The organism is Leclercia sp. LSNIH1 (genome assembly GCF_002902985.1).
GTDB lineage: Bacteria > Pseudomonadota > Gammaproteobacteria > Enterobacterales > Enterobacteriaceae > Enterobacter.
On the sequence record NZ_CP026167.1, the window covers coordinates 3,528,042 to 3,545,099 of the forward strand.

Annotated in this window: 12 protein-coding genes; 6 read left to right on the forward strand and 6 right to left on the reverse strand. The window is 59.4% G+C overall.

The features are described 5' to 3' along the window. Nucleotides 1–288: a 1,2-phenylacetyl-CoA epoxidase subunit PaaB gene (gene paaB, locus C2U54_RS17535; protein WP_103179812.1), complete on the reverse strand. Its 288-nt coding sequence runs from the start codon at nucleotides 286–288 to the stop codon at nucleotides 1–3. An 11-nt stretch (nucleotides 289–299) separates the two neighbouring features. After that, nucleotides 300–1,229: a 1,2-phenylacetyl-CoA epoxidase subunit PaaA gene (gene paaA / locus C2U54_RS17540; RefSeq protein ID WP_103179813.1), complete on the reverse strand. Its 930-nt coding sequence runs from the start codon at nucleotides 1,227–1,229 to the stop codon at nucleotides 300–302. 282 nt (nucleotides 1,230–1,511) lie between these two features. Between paaA and paaZ the strand changes: the two genes are divergently transcribed. The 4 genes from paaZ to C2U54_RS17560 all read left to right on the forward strand — a co-directional run bounded on the left by paaZ (nucleotide 1,512) and on the right by C2U54_RS17560 (nucleotide 9,384). Further along, on the forward strand, nucleotides 1,512–3,557 hold the full coding sequence (paaZ, locus tag C2U54_RS17545) for a phenylacetic acid degradation bifunctional protein PaaZ (RefSeq protein WP_103179814.1): 2,046 nt from the start codon (nucleotides 1,512–1,514) through the stop codon (nucleotides 3,555–3,557). A gap of 176 nt (nucleotides 3,558–3,733) precedes the next feature. Further along, a complete protein-coding gene (gene tynA / locus C2U54_RS17550; RefSeq protein ID WP_103179815.1) occupies nucleotides 3,734–6,001 on the forward strand; it encodes a primary-amine oxidase in 2,268 nt (755 codons plus the stop codon). A 316-nt stretch (nucleotides 6,002–6,317) separates the two neighbouring features. Beyond that, nucleotides 6,318–8,294 carry an alkyl/aryl-sulfatase gene (locus C2U54_RS17555; protein WP_103179816.1) on the forward strand — a complete coding sequence of 659 codons (1,977 nt, stop codon included), beginning with the start codon at nucleotides 6,318–6,320 and terminating at the stop codon, nucleotides 8,292–8,294. Nucleotides 8,295–8,334: 40 nt separating this feature from the next. After that, on the forward strand, nucleotides 8,335–9,384 hold the full coding sequence (locus tag C2U54_RS17560; RefSeq protein WP_103179817.1) for a GGDEF domain-containing protein: 1,050 nt from the start codon (nucleotides 8,335–8,337) through the stop codon (nucleotides 9,382–9,384). A 320-nt stretch (nucleotides 9,385–9,704) separates the two neighbouring features. Here the strand turns inward: C2U54_RS17560 and C2U54_RS17565 are convergent, their stop codons facing one another. Continuing rightward, on the reverse strand, nucleotides 9,705–11,204 hold the full coding sequence (locus tag C2U54_RS17565) for an aldehyde dehydrogenase family protein (RefSeq protein WP_103179818.1): 1,500 nt from the start codon (nucleotides 11,202–11,204) through the stop codon (nucleotides 9,705–9,707). Between the two features lie 236 nt (nucleotides 11,205–11,440). Here C2U54_RS17565 and feaR point away from each other — a divergent pair, with 236 nt between their 5' ends. Continuing rightward, complete coding sequence (feaR, locus tag C2U54_RS17570; protein WP_103179819.1) at nucleotides 11,441–12,349, forward strand: transcriptional regulator FeaR; 909 nt, start codon at nucleotides 11,441–11,443, stop codon at nucleotides 12,347–12,349. On the opposite strand, the gene C2U54_RS17575 is transcribed toward feaR, so the two are convergent. The 3 genes from C2U54_RS17575 to C2U54_RS17585 are packed head-to-tail and all read right to left on the reverse strand — an operon-like array spanning nucleotide 12,350 to nucleotide 15,505. Further along, a complete protein-coding gene (locus C2U54_RS17575) occupies nucleotides 12,350–12,670 on the reverse strand; it encodes a YdbL family protein (RefSeq protein WP_103179820.1) in 321 nt (106 codons plus the stop codon). Nucleotides 12,671–12,677: 7 nt separating this feature from the next. Beyond that, nucleotides 12,678–12,869 carry a YnbE family lipoprotein gene (locus tag C2U54_RS17580; RefSeq protein WP_039028506.1) on the reverse strand — a complete coding sequence of 64 codons (192 nt, stop codon included), beginning with the start codon at nucleotides 12,867–12,869 and terminating at the stop codon, nucleotides 12,678–12,680. Beyond that, nucleotides 12,866–15,505: a YdbH family protein gene (locus C2U54_RS17585; RefSeq protein ID WP_103179821.1), complete on the reverse strand. Its 2,640-nt coding sequence runs from the start codon at nucleotides 15,503–15,505 to the stop codon at nucleotides 12,866–12,868. The genes C2U54_RS17580 and C2U54_RS17585 overlap by 4 nt, the downstream gene beginning before the upstream one ends. Nucleotides 15,506–15,714: 209 nt before the next feature. Here C2U54_RS17585 and C2U54_RS17590 point away from each other — a divergent pair, with 209 nt between their 5' ends. Then, nucleotides 15,715–16,704, forward strand: a complete 990-nt coding sequence (locus C2U54_RS17590; protein WP_103179822.1) for a 2-hydroxyacid dehydrogenase — start codon at nucleotides 15,715–15,717, stop codon at nucleotides 16,702–16,704. Nucleotides 16,705–17,058: the final 354 nt, after the last annotated feature.

Genomic DNA, 17,058 nt, shown 5'->3' on the forward strand with positions numbered 1-17,058 from the left:
TCACATGTGCTCGATGCCATCAGGGATGGTGTAGAAGGTCGGATGGCGGTAGACCTTGCTCTCCGCCGGGTCGAAAAACTCACCGCGCTCTTCTGGCTGGGAGGCGACGATTTCGCTCGCCTTCACCACCCAGATGGAACAGCCTTCATTACGGCGGGTGTAGGCGTCGCGCGCGTTTTCCAGCGCCATACGGTCATCGGCGGCATGCAGGCTGCCCACGTGACGGTGGGATAATCCCTGCTTGCTGCGGACAAAGACTTCGTACAACGGCCAGTATGTTTTGCTCATCTTGATTCCCCTTATGCGACCTTGCGGGCGTGTTGTTTTTCGGCGTGCGCCAGTGCGGCTTCGCGCACCCACGTTCCCTCTTCCCAGGCTTTACGCTTGGCGGCCAGACGTTCGTGATTGCAGACGCCGCGCCCGTTAATCACCTCGTCAAACTCCTGCCAGTCGATCTCGCCAAAACGGTAGTGACCGCTTTCGGCATCGAACTGTAGATCCGCATCCGGCACAGTCATGCCGAGCATTTCCACCTGCGGCACGGTGTTGTCGACAAAGCGCTGACGCAGCTCGTCATTGCCAAAACGTTTGATCTTCCAGGCCAGGCTGCGGGCGCTGTTCGGTGAGTTGTCGTCGTTCGGGCCAAACATCATCAGCGCTGGCCACCAGAAGCGGTTGATGGCGTCCTGCAACATCTGGCGCTGGGCTTCGCTACCTTGGGCCAGGGCCATGCAGGCCTCAAAGCCCTGACGCTGGTGGAAGCTCTCTTCTTTACAGATTTTCACCATCGCCCGGGCATAGGGGCCGTAGGAGGTCCGGCACAGCGCCACCTGGTTAACGATGGCCGCGCCATCCACCAGCCAGCCGATCACGCCGATATCCGCCCAGCTCAGGGTCGGGTAGTTGAAGATGGAGGAGTATTTCATCTTGCCGTCGAGCATCTTCTGGTAGATATCTTCCCGGGCGCAGCCCAGCGTTTCCGCCGCGCTGTAGAGGTAGAGCCCGTGCCCCGCCTCGTCCTGCACTTTCGCCAGCAGGATGGCCTTACGGCGCAGCGTCGGGGCGCGGGTGATCCAGTTCCCTTCCGGCAGCATGCCGACAATTTCGGAGTGCGCATGCTGACCAATCTGGCGGATCAGCGTTTTACGGTACGCGTCAGGCATCCAGTCCTGCGGCTCGATGGCCGTCTCTTGCGCGATGCGCTGCTCAAAGCGTTGTTCTTCCGTCACGTCATCACCCTTTTGATTCGTTTAACTGCCAAACATCATTCAATGATGAATCACTTTGTTTTATAAAAGTTACACAAAGGTTAATGAATAACCCAAGAATCGTTTATTCGTTTTGTGATGAGGCTCGCAAGAGATTTCCACACCCCAGATACGACGCGGCTTCCGGGAGTTAAGAAGATTAAGCGAGATCACAATGTTAATAAAACATTAACAAGTCACTTGCTTTTTATGATTCACAAACGAACTATTTATAGTGAAATCACGAACCATCTGGAGAGAAAGATGCAGCAGTTAGCCAGCTTCTTGTCCGGTACCTGGCAGTCAGGCCGGGGCCGTGAGCGCACCATTCAACACGCCATCAGCGGTGAATCCCTCTGGTCCGTTACCAGCGAAGGGCTGGATATGGCCGCCGCACGTCGCTACGCCATTGAGAAAGGCGGCGAAGCGCTTCATGCCATGACCTTTATCGAACGTGCCGCCATGCTGAAAGCGGTGGCGAAACATCTGCTGAGCCAGAAAGAGACCTTTTATGCGCTGTCGGCACAGACCGGGGCGACCCGCGCCGACAGCTGGGTGGATATCGAGGGCGGGATCGGCACCCTCTTTACCTTCGCCAGCCTGGGCAGCCGCGAACTGCCGGACGATACCCTGTGGCCGGAAGATGAGCTGATCCCGCTTTCAAAAGAGGGCGGATTTGCCGCGCGCCACGTGCTGACCTCGAAGTCCGGCGTGGCCGTCCACATCAATGCGTTCAACTTCCCCTGCTGGGGAATGCTGGAAAAGCTGGCCCCGACCTGGCTGGCGGGGATGCCTGCCATTATTAAACCGGCCACCGCCACCGCCCAGGTGACCCAGGCGATGGTGAAAGCGATCGTCGACAGCGGCCTGGTGCCGGAGGGCGCCATCAGCCTGATCTGCGGCGGCGCGGGGGATCTGCTCGACCAGCTCGACAGCCAGGACGTGGTGACCTTTACCGGCTCCGCCGACACTGGCCAGAAGCTGCGCGTCCATCCGAACATCGTGGCAAAATCGATTCCCTTCACCATGGAAGCGGACTCCCTGAACTGCTGCGTGCTGGGGGATGACGTCACCCCGGAGCAGCCGGAGTTTGCCCTTTTCATTCGCGAAGTGGTGCGGGAGATGACCGCGAAAGCCGGGCAGAAATGTACCGCGATCCGCCGCATCATCGTTCCGCAGGCGCAGGTGGAGGCTGTCAGCCAGGCGCTGATCGCCCGGCTGGAAAAAGTGGCTGTCGGCGACCCGGCTCAGGAAGGGATCAAAATGGGCTCACTGGTCAACGCCGAGCAGCGCGCTGACGTGCAGGAGAAAGTGGATACTTTAGTCACGGCGGGCTGCCAGATTCGTCTGGGCGGGAAAGCCGACCTGAACGCTGCCGGGGCCTTCTTCCCGCCGACGCTGCTGTTCTGCCCGCAGCCGGATGAAACCCCTGCCGTCCATGCCACCGAAGCCTTTGGCCCGGTCGCCACTCTGATGCCGTATCAGGATCGCGAGCACGCCATGGCCCTTGCCCGCGCCGGGGAAGGCAGTCTCGCCGGGACGCTGGTCACCGCCGATCTGCGCCTTGCGCGTCAGTTTATCGCCGGCGCCGCCCGCGCCCACGGCCGTATCCAGATCCTCAACGAAGAGTCGGCCAAAGAGTCCACCGGCCACGGCTCCCCGCTGCCGCAGCTGGTGCACGGCGGCCCGGGCCGCGCCGGGGGTGGTGAGGAGCTGGGCGGCCTGCGGGCGGTAAAACACTACCTGCAACGCACCGCCATCCAGGGCAGCCCGAGCATGCTGGCCGCCATCAGCCAGCAGTGGGTACGCGGCGCGCAGGTGCAGGAGGATCGCGTTCATCCGTTCCGCAAATACTTCGAGGAGTTACAGCCGGGCGACAGCCTCCTGACCCCGCGCCGTACCCTGACCGAAACCGACATCGTTAACTTTGCCTGCCTGAGCGGGGATCATTTCTACGCCCATATGGACAAGATCGGCGCGGCGGAGTCGATTTTCGGCGAACGCGTGGTGCACGGCTACTTCCTGATCTCCGCTGCGGCGGGTCTGTTCGTCGATGCGGGCGTCGGGCCGGTGATTGCCAACTACGGTATGGAGAACCTGCGCTTTATTGAGCCGGTGAAGCCGGGCGACACCATCCAGGTGCGTCTGACCTGTAAGCGCAAGACGCTGAAGAAACAGCGCACGGCGGACGAGAAACCGACCGGCGTGGTGGAATGGGCGGTTGAGATTTTCAACCAGCACCAGCAGCCGGTGGCGCTCTACTCGATCCTGACCCTCGTCTCCCGTCAGCGCGGAGATTTTGACGCCTGATCCTCCTCCATCCGGGTAACGTCGCGCACGTTACCCGGCTTCTGGCACATCTGACAAAACATCTGGCAAATGCAGGCAAACGGTACTTAACGCGTTATTGCTATGTTGGCAATGAATAAACCGCGCGCAGAACAGCGGTCCCGAGTGGATAACAACACATACAACAGAGGTTAATCATGGGAAGCTCCTCCATTTTTTCTCCACGTAAAACGGTGCTGGCGTTGGCCGTTGCCTGTCTCTTTTCCGGCCAGGTGCTGGCGCACGGTGGTGCAGCACATATGGTCGAAATGGATAAAACCCTGACCGAATTTGGCGCTGATGTGAAATGGGACGACTATGCCCAGATGTTCACCATCAGCAAAGATGGGGCCTTTATCAAAGTGAAGCCGGGTGCCACAACCGCTATGGTCAACGGTAAACCGCTCACCCTGCAGGCGCCGGTGGTCATGAAAGACAATAAGGCCTGGATCGCCGATACCTTTGTTAACGATGTGTTCCAGTCCGGCCTTGACCAGACCTTCCAGGTCGAGAAGACCCCGCACCCGCTGAACGCCCTCTCCGCGGATGAGATCAAAGAGGCCGTCGGGATTGTGAAAGCCTCGCCGGACTTTAAACCGAATACCCGCTTCACGCAGATCGCGCTGGCCGAGCCGGACAAAGCCAAAGTGTGGGATTTCGTGCTGAACGGCACGGCGGTAGATGCGCCGCGTCAGGCCAATATCACCCTGCTGGACGGCAAATTTATCGTTGAAGCGCTAGTGGATCTGCAGGAGAAGAAAATCCTGCACTGGGAGCCGATCAAAGACGCCCACGGCATGGTGCTGCTGGATGACTTTATGGCGGTGCAGAAGATCGTCACCGGCAGCCCGGAGTATGCCGAGGCGCTGAAAAAACGCGGCATCAACGACCCGTCAAAGGTGATGACCACCCCGCTGACCGTCGGCTACTTTGACGGTAAGGATGGTCTGAAGCAGGAAGATCGCCTGCTGAAGGTGGTGAGCTACCTGGATACCGGCGACGGCAACTACTGGGCGCACCCGATTGAGAACCTGGTGGCGGTGGTCGATCTGATCGAGAAGAAGATCGTCAAAATTGAAGAAGGCGCTGTCGTACCGGTGCCGATGCAGTCCCGCCCCTATGATGGCCGCGACCGCGAACCGGTGGTGCACAAACCGCTGGAGATTGTGGAGCCGGAAGGCAAGAACTACACCATTACCGGCAATATGATCCACTGGCAGAACTGGGATTTCCACCTGAGCCTCGACTCCCGCGTCGGGCCGATCATCTCCACCGTCACCTTTAACGACAACGGCAAAAAACGCCAGGTGATGTACGAGGGATCGCTGGGCGGGATGATTGTCCCTTACGGCGACCCGGACGTGGGCTGGTATTTCAAAGCCTATCTGGACTCCGGCGACTACGGCATGGGCACCCTCACCTCGCCGCTGGTGCGCGGTAAAGATGTGCCCTCCAACGCCGTGCTGCTGAATCAGACCATCCCGGATTACACCGGTGCGCCGATGGAAATCCCGCGGGCGATGGCGGTTTTTGAACGCTACGCCGGGCCGGAATATAAGCACCAGGAGATGAATCAGCCGAACGTCAGCACCGAACGCCGCGAGCTGGTGGTACGCTGGATTAGCACCGTGGGCAACTACGACTACATCTTCGACTGGATCTTCCATGAAAACGGCACTATCGGCATCGATGCCGGGGCGACCGGTATCGAAGCGGTAAAAGGGGTGATGGCGAAAACCATGCATGACCCGAGCGCCAAAGAGGATACGAAGTACGGCACTCTGATTGACCACAACATTGTCGGCACCACCCACCAGCACATCTACAACTTCCGTCTGGATCTGGATGTGGATGGCACCAGCAACAGCCTGGTGGCGATGGATCCGGAGGTGAAGCCGAACACCGCAGGCGGCCCGCGCACCAGTACCATGCAGGTTAACCAGTACAACATCGACAGCGAGCAGCAGGCGGCACAGAAATTTGACCCGGGCACCATTCGTCTACTGAGCAACACCAGCAAAGAGAACCGCATGGGTAATCCGGTCTCTTACCAGATCATCCCTTATGCGGGCGGTACGCACCCGGTGGCAACCGGCGCGAAATTCGCCCCGGATGAGTGGATCTATCATCGCCTCAGCTTTATGGATAAACAGCTGTGGGTGACCCGCTATCATCCGAACGAGATGTACCCGGAGGGCAAATTCCCGAACCGCTCCTCCCATGACCAGGGGCTGGGCCAGTTCAGTAAAGATAACGAGTCGCTGAATAACCAGGATAACGTGGTGTGGATCACCACCGGTACCACCCACGTGGCCCGCGCCGAAGAGTGGCCGATCATGCCAACCGAGTGGGTGCATGCCCTGCTCAAACCGTGGAACTTCTTTGACGAGACGCCGTCGCTCGGCAAGAAGAAAGAGGGGCAGTGATAAACAGCCGGGCATATTGCCCGGCTTTTTCTTGTCGGTGCGGTTTGATGTCGGGTGGCGGCTGCGCCTTACCCGACCTACGGGACCGTAGGCCCGTGCAAGCGCAGCGCCGCCGGGCATTGTCGGGTGGCGCTGCGCTTATCCGACCTACACCGCCATTTAATTTCGCTTAAGTCGTTTATTTGCTGAACAGCTTCCCTTGCTTATAGTTAATCATACCCATGCCGTCCGGGTTGCCTTTCTTAAACCGTTTTTTTATGGACATCACACGAAGTTCTCCCTTACGTCGTTGTATGAACATTGAGAGGTTTTTAGGATGAGATTCAACTTGATAGCAAGAAGCCTTGCGCTTGCAGGCGTTCTTATCTCTGCCGGCACTCCTGCATTTGCCGCAGAAGCGCCAAAAGAGGCTGCCGCCGCCACTCAGCAAGCCAATAATGCCCTCTTCAGCCAGCTGCCCTTCTCCGACAATGCCGATTTCACCGATGCCCATAAAGGCTTTATCGCTGCACTTCCGACCGAGGTGATCAAAGGCGAACAGGGCAATGTGGTCTGGGATCCCCAGCAGTACGCCTTTATTAAAGAGGGGGACAAAGCGCCGGATACCGTCAACCCAAGCTTATGGCGTCAGGCGCAGCTGATTAATATCAGCGGTCTGTTTGAGGTCACGGATGGGGTCTATCAGATCCGAAACCTTGACCTGTCAAACATGACCATTATCGAAGGGGCGACCGGTATCACCGTGGTCGACCCGCTGGTCTCTGCTGAAACGGCAAAAGTCGGGATGGATCTCTATTACAAAAACCGCGGGCAGAAACCGGTGGTAGCGGTGATCTACACCCACAGCCACGTTGACCACTACGGCGGCGTGCGCGGCGTGGTGGATGAGGCCGATGTCAAAGCCGGGAAAGTCAAAATCTACGCCCCGGCCGGCTTTATGGAAGCCGCCGTGGCAGAAAACATTATGGCCGGGAACGTCATGAGCCGCCGCGCCAGCTATATGTATGGCAACCTGCTGAAGCCGGATCCTAAAGGTCAGGTGGGCGCGGGGCTTGGCACCACGACCTCCGCCGGGACCGTAACCCTGCTTGCGCCGACCAATATCATCGAAAAAGATGGACAGAAAGAGACCATCGACGGCCTGACCTATGACTTTATGCTGGCGCCGGGCTCAGAAGCGCCGTCCGAAATGCTCTGGTACATCGAAGAGAAAAAACTGATCGAATCCGCCGAGGATGTCACCCACACCCTGCATAACACCTACTCCCTGCGCGGGGCGAAGATCCGCGAGCCGCTGCCGTGGTCAAAATATATCAACGAAGCCATTGTGCGCTGGGGTGATAAAGCCGAAGTGCTGATGGCTCAGCACCACTGGCCAACCTGGGGCAATGAAAACGTCAATAAATTGCTGAAAAGCCAGCGAGACCTGTATCGCTACATCAACGACCAGACCCTGCGCATGGCGAACCAGGGCATGACCCGGGATGAAATTGCGGCAAACTTCAGACTGCCGGATTCGCTGGCGCACACCTGGGCTAACCGGGGCTACTACGGGTCGGTAAGTCACGACGTGAAAGCCACCTACGTGCTCTATCTCGGCTGGTTCGACGGCAACCCGGCGACACTGGATGAGCTGCCGCCGGAAGAGGCTGCGAAGAAATATGTAGACTACATGGGCGGCGCAGACGCCATTCTGCAGAAGGCCAAAACCGACTTCGACCAGGGTAACTATCGCTGGGTGGCGCAGGTGGTGAGCAAGGTGGTCTTTGCCGATCCGAACAACCAGGCGGCCCGTAACCTGGAGGCGGACGCGCTTGAGCAGTTAGGCTATCAGGCGGAATCGGGCCCGTGGCGTAACTTCTACCTCACCGGCGCGCAGGAGCTGCGTAACGGCGTGGTGAAAGGGCCGACCCCGAACACCGCCAGCCCGGATACGGTGCGGGCGATGACCCCGGAGATGTTCTTCGACTATCTGGCGGTTCACATTAACGGTGAAAAAGCCGGAACCGCGAAATCGGTGTTTAACATCGACCTCGGCAGCGACGGCGGCAAGTACAAGCTCGAGCTGGAAAATGGGGTGCTGAACCACACCGCCAATGCCGAAGCGACCGACGCCGACGCCACCATCACCCTGAGCCGCGACACGCTGAATAAAATCATCCTCAAGGAAACCACCCTGAAACAGGCTGAGGAGAGCGGCGCGGTGAAGGTTACCGGTGACGGGGCAAAACTTGATACCATGCTGGGCTATATGGATAAATTTGAGTTCTGGTTCAACATTGTTACACCGTAAACCCACCAGCCTGCGGGCGGAGCCTTTCGCCCGCAGGGATATGGTCACCCGCGGACTGACTCTCAGCATGCCGTGGCTGGCGCTCGTCAACATCGGCTTTGCGCTGATGGTCTTATTGCGTAATGGGCTGTTCGACGGCATTGACGCGCTTTATCAGGTGAACGCCTTCAGCGCCAGGATGATCGATTGGCTGATGCTGGCGGTCATTGTTCTGTTTAGCCTCTCCCTGCTGCTGGTCTGGCAAAAAAAACGCGGGCTGAGCCTGCTGTTGCTGCTGGCAGGCCTGATCTGGGCCTGCTGCGCCGTCTGGTTTATCGCCCATCTGAAACTGCCCTTCGCCTGGCCGCTCTGCACCACCCTGCTCCTGACGGCGCTGGCAGGGCTCTATTTTTTTCCGGTTGGGCTGATGAGCAATGCGCTGCCGCTGTGGGCGGCGATGCCGGCTGCCAGCCTGGTGCTGAACGAGGGCATCAGCCTGCGTTTCGTCGTGGTGTGGCTTATCTTTACGGTAGTGCTGGTTTACGGGCGGTTTATTTTAGTGCGCTGGTTTGATGAAGCCTGGCTGCGTCAGCAGCAGAACCAGGCGCTGATTGCTCGCCTGGATGCCCTTGCGCACCAGGATCCGCTCACCGGTACCGCTAACCGCCGGGCGATGGAGAACGTGCTGGAAAACGCGGTCAAACAGGGGAACGATTTTGCGCTGATTATGCTCGATGTCGATGAGTTCAAACGCTACAACGATCGTTACGGGCATCAGGCCGGGGATGAGTGCCTGGCGGCAGTGGCGCAGGCGCTGAAACAGGTGGTGCGCACCCCGGACGATATGGTCTCACGCTACGGTGGCGAGGAGTTTCTGCTGATCCTGTTTGATGCGACGGAAAAAGTGGCGGAACAGGTGGCGGCGCGCATTCAGGAGAGCCTGCGCGCTGCGGCTATTCCGCATGCTGCCTCAACGGTCAGCGACAGCGTCACGGTCAGCATGGGGATCGCCTCGCTGACCGCTGGTCAGACGGCCAGCGAGGTGATCGCCCAGGCCGATGCCGCGCTCTACCGGGCAAAAAATGCAGGACGAAATCGCTGGTCCTGCTAAGGGTGCGGTTTTGTTGGCACGGTGCGGTCTGATGTCGGGTGGCGGCTCTGCCTTACCCGACCTACGGTGCGGTGCGGCCTGTGTCGGGTGGCGGCTACGCCTTACCCGACCTACGGTGGGGTGCGGCCTGTGTCGGGTGGCGGCTGCGCCTTACCCGACCTACGGTGCGGTGCGACCTGTGTCGGGTGGCGGCTGCGCCTTACCCGACCTACGGTGCGGTGCGGCCTGTGTCGGGTGGCGGCTCTGCTTAACCGGACCTACGGTGCGGTGCGGCAAACCGACCAGACCGTAGGCCCGTGCAAGCGCAGCGCCGCCGGGCGTCAGTAGCGCACGCACACCGATTTGGTTTCACACCAGCCATCCAGCCAGTCCGGGCCGAAATCACGGCCTGTGCCGGACTGCTTCATCCCGCCAAACGGCAGGTTGGCGTCGATCAGGGTATGGCTGTTCACCCACACGGTGCCCGCCTGCAGGCGGTCGGTGTACTCCAGCGCTTTGCTGATGTTTTGCGTCCAGACGCTGGCGGTCAGGCCGTATTCGGTATCGTTCGCCAGGCGCAGCGCCTCTTCGCCGTCAGCGACGCGCACCAGGTTGACCACCGGACCAAACACCTCTTCGCGGGTCAGGCGCAGGCTGGCGTCCGGGTTCACCACCAGCGTCGGCGACACGTAGTAACCCTGATCGTTCGGACCACGGTTGCCGGTAATCAGCTCCGCCTGGCGCGACTGCGCTTCATCAAGGAAGGTCTGCACTTTGTCGCAGTGGGCGCGGGAAACCAGCGGGTTGATGTGCGCCTCCTGGGACATGCCCGGCCCGACGCTGAGGGATTTCACCGCCTGCTCAAAACCGCTCACCACGGTATCAAACAGCGGCGCTTCGACGTAAATACGCGAGCTGGCGGCGCACACCTGGCCCTGGTTCAGGAAGCTGCCGGTCATCAGGCCTTCGATCACCCATGCCGGATCGGCATCTTTCAGGACAATCGCCGGGTTTTTACCGCCCAGCTCCAGCGTCACCCCCATCAGGCGATCGGCGGCGGCGCGCGCAATCTGTTTCCCGGTGGCGGTCGAGCCGGTAAAGCTCACCCTGGCGATATGCGGATGGTTGGTGAGCGCAGCGCCACACACCGCCCCGCTGCCGGTCACTACGTTAAAGACGCCGTCCGGGACCCCGGCCTCGGTTGCCAGTTCCGCCACGCGCAGCAGGGTCAGGGGCGTGGTTTCGGACGGTTTGATCACGATAGAGCAGCCGGCCGCCAGCGCGGGCATCACTTTCCACATGCCAATCAGCAGCGGGAAGTTCCACGGCACGATCCCGGCCACCACGCCAATCGGCTCTTTGCGCGTCCACGCCTGGTAGCGCGCTCCCTGCGGCATCGGAATGGAGAGATCCAGCGTCTTACCGGCGATTTTGGTGGTCAGCCCCGCGGTGTAGCGCATCCAGTTCAGAGTGCAGCCCACTTCAAAGGCGCGGGAGATGTTAATGGATTTACCCTGCTCCAGGGTTTCGAGCTGGGCCAGCTCCTCGGTGTGCTGCTCCACCAGATCGGCGAAGCGCAGCAGAATACGTTCGCGCTCCGCCGGCAGTTTGCCGGACCAGCTGCGGGCCACAAAGGCGCGCCAGCCGGCCATCACCGCGCGATCCACATCTTTCGCGCTGGCATCGGCGGTAGAGGCAATCACCTGACCAGTTGCCGGGTTAAAGATATCCAGACGCTTTTCGCTGTCGGAGGCGGACGGTTGTCCCTCGATCCAGAGGCCATGTTGGCGATCCAGAAATTGCTGCACGCTGTGCAGTACTGCGACCTGTGTATCAGACATAGCGATTCCTTATTATTCGCAGGGTGTCATCGCAGTCTAAGATGGGTTTGCGCAGTGCGCTTTTATCTCTGTGACATTCGCTTTGTCGGCTGTGACAGGCTCCGCAAAACGCGACAATAGTGCCGTTTCGCTCTGTTACACCGTGGTGTTCTTGCCTATATTTCGCCCCATGTCACGGGTAATTAGAAACATAAATGCAACAATGTTTAAACATTCACGACGTAGCAGGTCAGACGATGGCGAGTGCAAAGGAAACGGACAATTATCAGCAGTGGCTGGCGCAGATTAATCAGGCTTGCGGAAGTTTTGCGGCCCAGCCCATGAGCGGCGAGTTTTACGGCGAGCTGGAATCCACCTGGACCGGCAACCTGAAGCTCAGCACCGTCACCGCTGGCGGCGTGAATCTGTTTCGTACCCGCCAGGAGATTAAGACCAGCAACGATGCCTGGTTCTACACTGTCTTTCAGCTGGAAGGTGAAGCGGGACTGGAGCAGGACGACCGGCAAATTATGCTCAACGCGGGAGATATCACCCTGATCGACGCCTCCCGCCCCTGCTCGATCTACTGGCCGGAAAAATCCCGGCAGATCTCATTGCTGCTCCCGCGCCAGATCCTTGAGCAGCACTTTCGTTTTCAGGAAGTGAGCTGCGCGCAAAAACTCTCCCACAGCCTGCCTACCGTCCAGCTCAGCTATCGTCTGCTGCAGGAGAGCATGAGCAATCCGCGATTGAGTGAAACCGAGAGCGAAGCCGCGCTGGAGGCGATGGTCTGTCTGCTGCGCCCGGTATTGCAGCAGCGTGAAAGCGTGCAGCCGCGCAAGGCGCGCCAGTTCAGCCACGTTCTGACGCTCATCGACGATCATATTCAGGCGGAACATTTGCGACCGGAGTGGATTGCGGCGGAGTGCGGGATGTCGGTGCGTAGCCTCTACCGGATGTTTGCCGAGAAAGGGCTGGTGGTGGCGCAGTACATCAAGAACCGTCGGCTGGATCTCTGCGCGCAGATGCTACGTAGCGCCCGGGACGACGAGAAACTGGCGGGCATTGGCTACAGCTGGGGCTTTACCGACCATAGCCACTTCTCCACGGCATTTAAACAGCGCTTTGGGATCTCCCCTGGCGAATACCGCAAACGCCACCGCTAATCACTTCTGTAACCATCTGCCGTTAACGCCCTGGACATACTCGCCGGGGCGGGCGCGGGCAACCAGTTTGCTTCCCGCCATTTTAGCCACCTCATCGACCGGAAGGTTATTGCTGTCGGCAAGCCGCTGATAACTCTCGGTGCGAGCCTTGTTGATCTGCTCCACCAGCGCCAGGGTTTCGCGATCCTGGCTGCGCGGGGCGATATACCCGCTCAGCGTTTCCCCCACGCGTCCCTCGGTGCGGGCTTCGTTGAGGGTCAGGGCGAACGCGGGCGCACAGAGCCCCAGCGTCAGCAGAATGAGCGTGAAGTATTTTCTCATGGCGGCCTCAGAAGAGATCGCTGCGCGATTTCAGCAGCGATTCCACGTCTTTATCCACTTTGATGTGGATTTCATGTTCAATTTTGACGTTCATGTTGATGGTGATGGGCTCCTTCGACGCCGCCACTTCTATCCTCGGCGTGCAGCCTGTCAGCGTCAGTATCACAATCGCGGTGAAGCCACCGGCCAGCTTTTTCATGGTTGTTCCTTACATTCCTTGCCTGTCGGACAGCGGTTATCCGGTAGTGCCGCGTGCTCCTCCAGCCACGTCTGCAGCTTGTCGCCAAAACGCAGGCTGCGCCAGAGGGTAAACACGTTCTCCTGATGGGTATAGTTGAGGTTGACGGCCTGTGTCTGGCCCTCCACGCGGCTGGCGCCACGCAAGGTCGACGCCAGGGTTAATTCACCCAGATTATCTAAATTGAGTTTCGTCCACGACTGCGAAATTTCCATATAGCGAAGCCAGTTAATCGCGCCGCCCGCCGCCCCGTTCTCTTTCACCAGCGCATCGGCAGTCTCTTTATCGAGACGCAACGTCATCGGACCCGCGTTGGTCAGCCAGCCATCTTTGATGATCCACTTGTCGTTGTCCAGCCACAAGGGCAGCGCCCCGCTGAACGGCCCGGACAGGGCAAACTGTTTGGGATTTATCGCACTGATAAGCTCGCTGGCGGAGAGATTCTGCACCCGCAGCAGGGCCGCATCGTGCTGGGGCATGCGCAGCTGCTGCAGGGTCACTTTACCGCCCAACAGATCGACGCTGACGTCGCTCAGCAGCAGCGGACTGGCATCGCTCCAGGGGTAATCGCCCTGCAGATCGGCGGTGATGTTGCGGGCCGTGACCTGGTTTTTCACCTCGCCAATGCGCAACGTCACCGGACCGCGGGTTCCCAGCGACCAGGTGCCCTGGCTGAAGCGGAACGGCAGGACAAAGTCGACCCCGTTGATTTTGTTATCCGGCATCCAGACGCTACCGCTCTTCAGCACGCCGTGGCCTCCGGCCTCAAAGCCCTGATCCGCCGCTGCGGAATAAGCCACCTGGGCATAAAGCTCCCCCTCCCTGAGGGTCATCTTCCAGTCCGGTGGGATCAGCGGCTGAAAAACGGTCAGGGATTGCTTCGGCCACCAGGCCTGGCCGCGCAGACGCTCCCCGTCCCAGCGCCCGTTCAGCTGCACCGGGCCGATGGCTCTGGCGTTAAGGGTGCCTTTGTACTGGAAAAATGTTGGATCGCTACCCTCCACGCTGAATTTGATCGTTGAGGGGGGTAATACACTGCCGCCGGTAAAGGTGGTCTCTCCGGCATCGAAGGAGAGCGCGCCGCTGAAGTGCGGATCGGCAGGGTCGCGCTGCCAGCGGATTGGGCGCTCAAGCACCATGCGCGGTGCGCTGGCATGCAGGGTGCCATATTTCAGCTGATCGAAGCCGGTGGAAAGCGCGCTCAGCTCAATCACGCTGTCGCGCCACTCCCCCCTGCCCGCCACGTCCCAGCGGGCCTGCATCGGGGTAAAGTTGCCCTCCCCCCAGTAGCGCCATTGCCACAATCCGTTATCCGGCAGAAAATTGCTGGCCCGGCCATCCAGGTGCAGGGTGAAATCCCCCATCTCCTGTTCATGGGCGCGTAAGATGGCCTGCAGGCGACCGTCGATGCCGTTAAGGGTGAGCGCCACGCCAGCCAGCGGCCAGCGCACCTCGTCGATATTCAGGGAGTCGATAACCCGCCCCCGGGAGCGCAGCAGCGCCCCCGGGGCAAATGCCAGCCGGGGCTCGGCAAGGCTGCCGGTCAGCGTGGCGGGTAACTTCGCGTACAGCGTCAGGTCGTTCTGTTTGGCAATGCCGGTGAGCTGCATCGGCATGGCGCTGTTGTCCATGCTTAGCTTGCCGGGGCCGAAGGTGAGCACCGCGTTGCCCTTCCCGGCATCGCCCTGGGTCAGCACGTTCATTCGCCCGCTGACGATAGCCTTCTCCGTGCCCTGTTGCCAGTTATCGATCTTAAGCCCCAGCCGTCCGCTCAGGGGAACACCGGCCTGAACCCAGCGCCAGCGCCCGTCGCTGATGGTGAACTGTTCCGGGGTGATCTGCCAGGGGAGATCCAGCAGCGGCTCGCCGCTCTCCCGGGCAATCATCACCAACTGGCCCTGGTTGTCCTGCCATTCAAGCTCGGCATCCACTAGGGTTGAGATCTGCGGCACGGTAAAGGTCGCCACCGTGTGCCCCTGCACCGGCAGGCCATCCGGCACCAGCGGCAGAGTAAATTCCCCCACCAGTTTTACCGGCTGGGGATTATCGGGGAGGTTAAGCGTGACATCGGTTACCGTCAGCGAGCGGCCGCGTAGTTTTCCCCGCAGGCTAAACTTATCTCCGTGGTAGACAATTTCTTGCAGGGACGGTGTCAACGAAGCGGTTAATTTCCCCTCCCACACCTGCCAGGGGGAGAGTGTCAGGCGGTCGATGTTAAGCCAGGTGTTGGGTAGCAGGGCTTGCCATTCGGCCAGGGAGCGCGGCGCGGTGGGCGTGGGCTCGCTGGCGGGGATTTTGCTCAGGCAGGCGCTGTTGAGATCCAGCGCGCCGATGTCAAGCTTCCAGCGGCTTGGGTGGCTGAGGGTAGCGTCTTTGACGCGGGCGATTTCGCACTCTTCCACCAGATAGCGCAGATCGGGGATGACCAGAGCGCTGCGGGTCAGGCGCGGGCTCTCTTCAAAGGCGATGCGGGTCCCGGCGGGGAGCCAGATCCCGGCAAGCGTAGGCACCCACTGCGCAAGCGTCAGTAGTAGCGTCAGCGGCAAAAGGACGATCAGAAGCAGTAGCGCGATCGCGGCTTTGTATGTACCCCTCATGGGCAGTTAATATCCTGATTTAGCGAAAAAATTAGCCGACAGTATCGAATATTGTGGCATGTTTAGCCGATCAGTTGAAGCGAACGCCACTTTTAAGGATAGTTGCTACATAATTATCCATAGAACTTATTGAATTCAATAAAATTTTATAAATTGTAAGATTATTTTAATCATGCTACCGTAATTGAAAACACACTGGAGAAAGTCTTATGAAACTCGCGGTATACAGTACAAAGCAATACGACAAAAAGTATCTGCAGCACGTTAACGAGGAGTATGGCTTCGAACTTGAATTTTTCGACTTTCTGCTTAATGAAAAAACAGCCAAAACCGCCCACGGGTGTGACGCGGTCTGTATTTTCGTTAACGACGACGGCAGTCGTCCGGTGCTGGAAGAACTGAAAAAACAGGGTGTGAAGTACATCGCCCTGCGCTGCGCGGGCTTTAATAATGTGGATCTGGATGCGGCAAAAGAGCTGGGTCTGCAGGTGGTGCGCGTGCCCGCCTACTCCCCGGAAGCGGTGGCTGAACACGCCATCGGCATGATGATGTCCTTAAACCGCCGTATTCACCGTGCTTATCAGCGCACCCGTGATGCCAACTTCTCCCTGGAAGGGCTGACCGGTTTTACCATGTACGGCAAAACCGCCGGGGTGATCGGCACCGGTAAAATTGGCGTAGCGGCCCTGCGGATCCTGAAAGGGTTTGGTATGCGCCTGCTGGCGTTTGACCCTTACCCAAGCGCCGCCGCGCTGGATCTGGGGGTGGAGTATGTTGACCTGGCAACCTTGTACGCAGAGTCAGACGTGATCTCCCTGCACTGCCCGTTAACCGCTGACAACTACCATCTGCTGAACCAGAGCGCCTTCGACCAGATGAAAGATGGCGTGATGATTATCAACACCAGTCGCGGTGGGCTGATTGACTCTCAGGCCGCCATCGAAGCCCTGAAAACGCAAAAAATCGGCGCACTGGGGATGGACGTCTACGAAAACGAACGCGATCTCTTCTTTGAAGACAAATCCAACGATGTGATTCAGGATGACGTCTTCCGCCGCCTCTCCGCCTGCCACAACGTGCTATTCACCGGCCACCAGGCGTTCCTGACCGCTGAGGCGCTGATCAGCATTTCGGAGACGACGCTGGGTAACCTGAGTCAGCTGGAGAAAGGCGAAGCCTGCCCGAACGCGTTGTTCTGAGGAAAGAGCCTTTAACTTAAAGCAGCTCATATCCTTAAGGGAATAATTAGCCTACAGCGGCTCCCTGGTCCGGCTGAAAATCGCCGAAGCGTTTCCGGAAGGCCGGGGCGAGGCGCATGGACGCGCCGAGAGGGCATAGCCTGCATGGATGCAGGCTGGTGCCCGACCCGAAAGCCTGGAGGAATAAGCTGAGGACAAAATTGCCGGGAGCAATTTTGGACAGCGCTTGCGCTGGCCCCGGAGGGGTGAGCCCCAGGGATGGGGCGAACAATCCGCGAAGCGGCGATTTTCTTGCCGGGAGCCGGGATTGTTAAGGGGGCGGCGATAGCCCCCTTAACACGTTCACCGGTGACG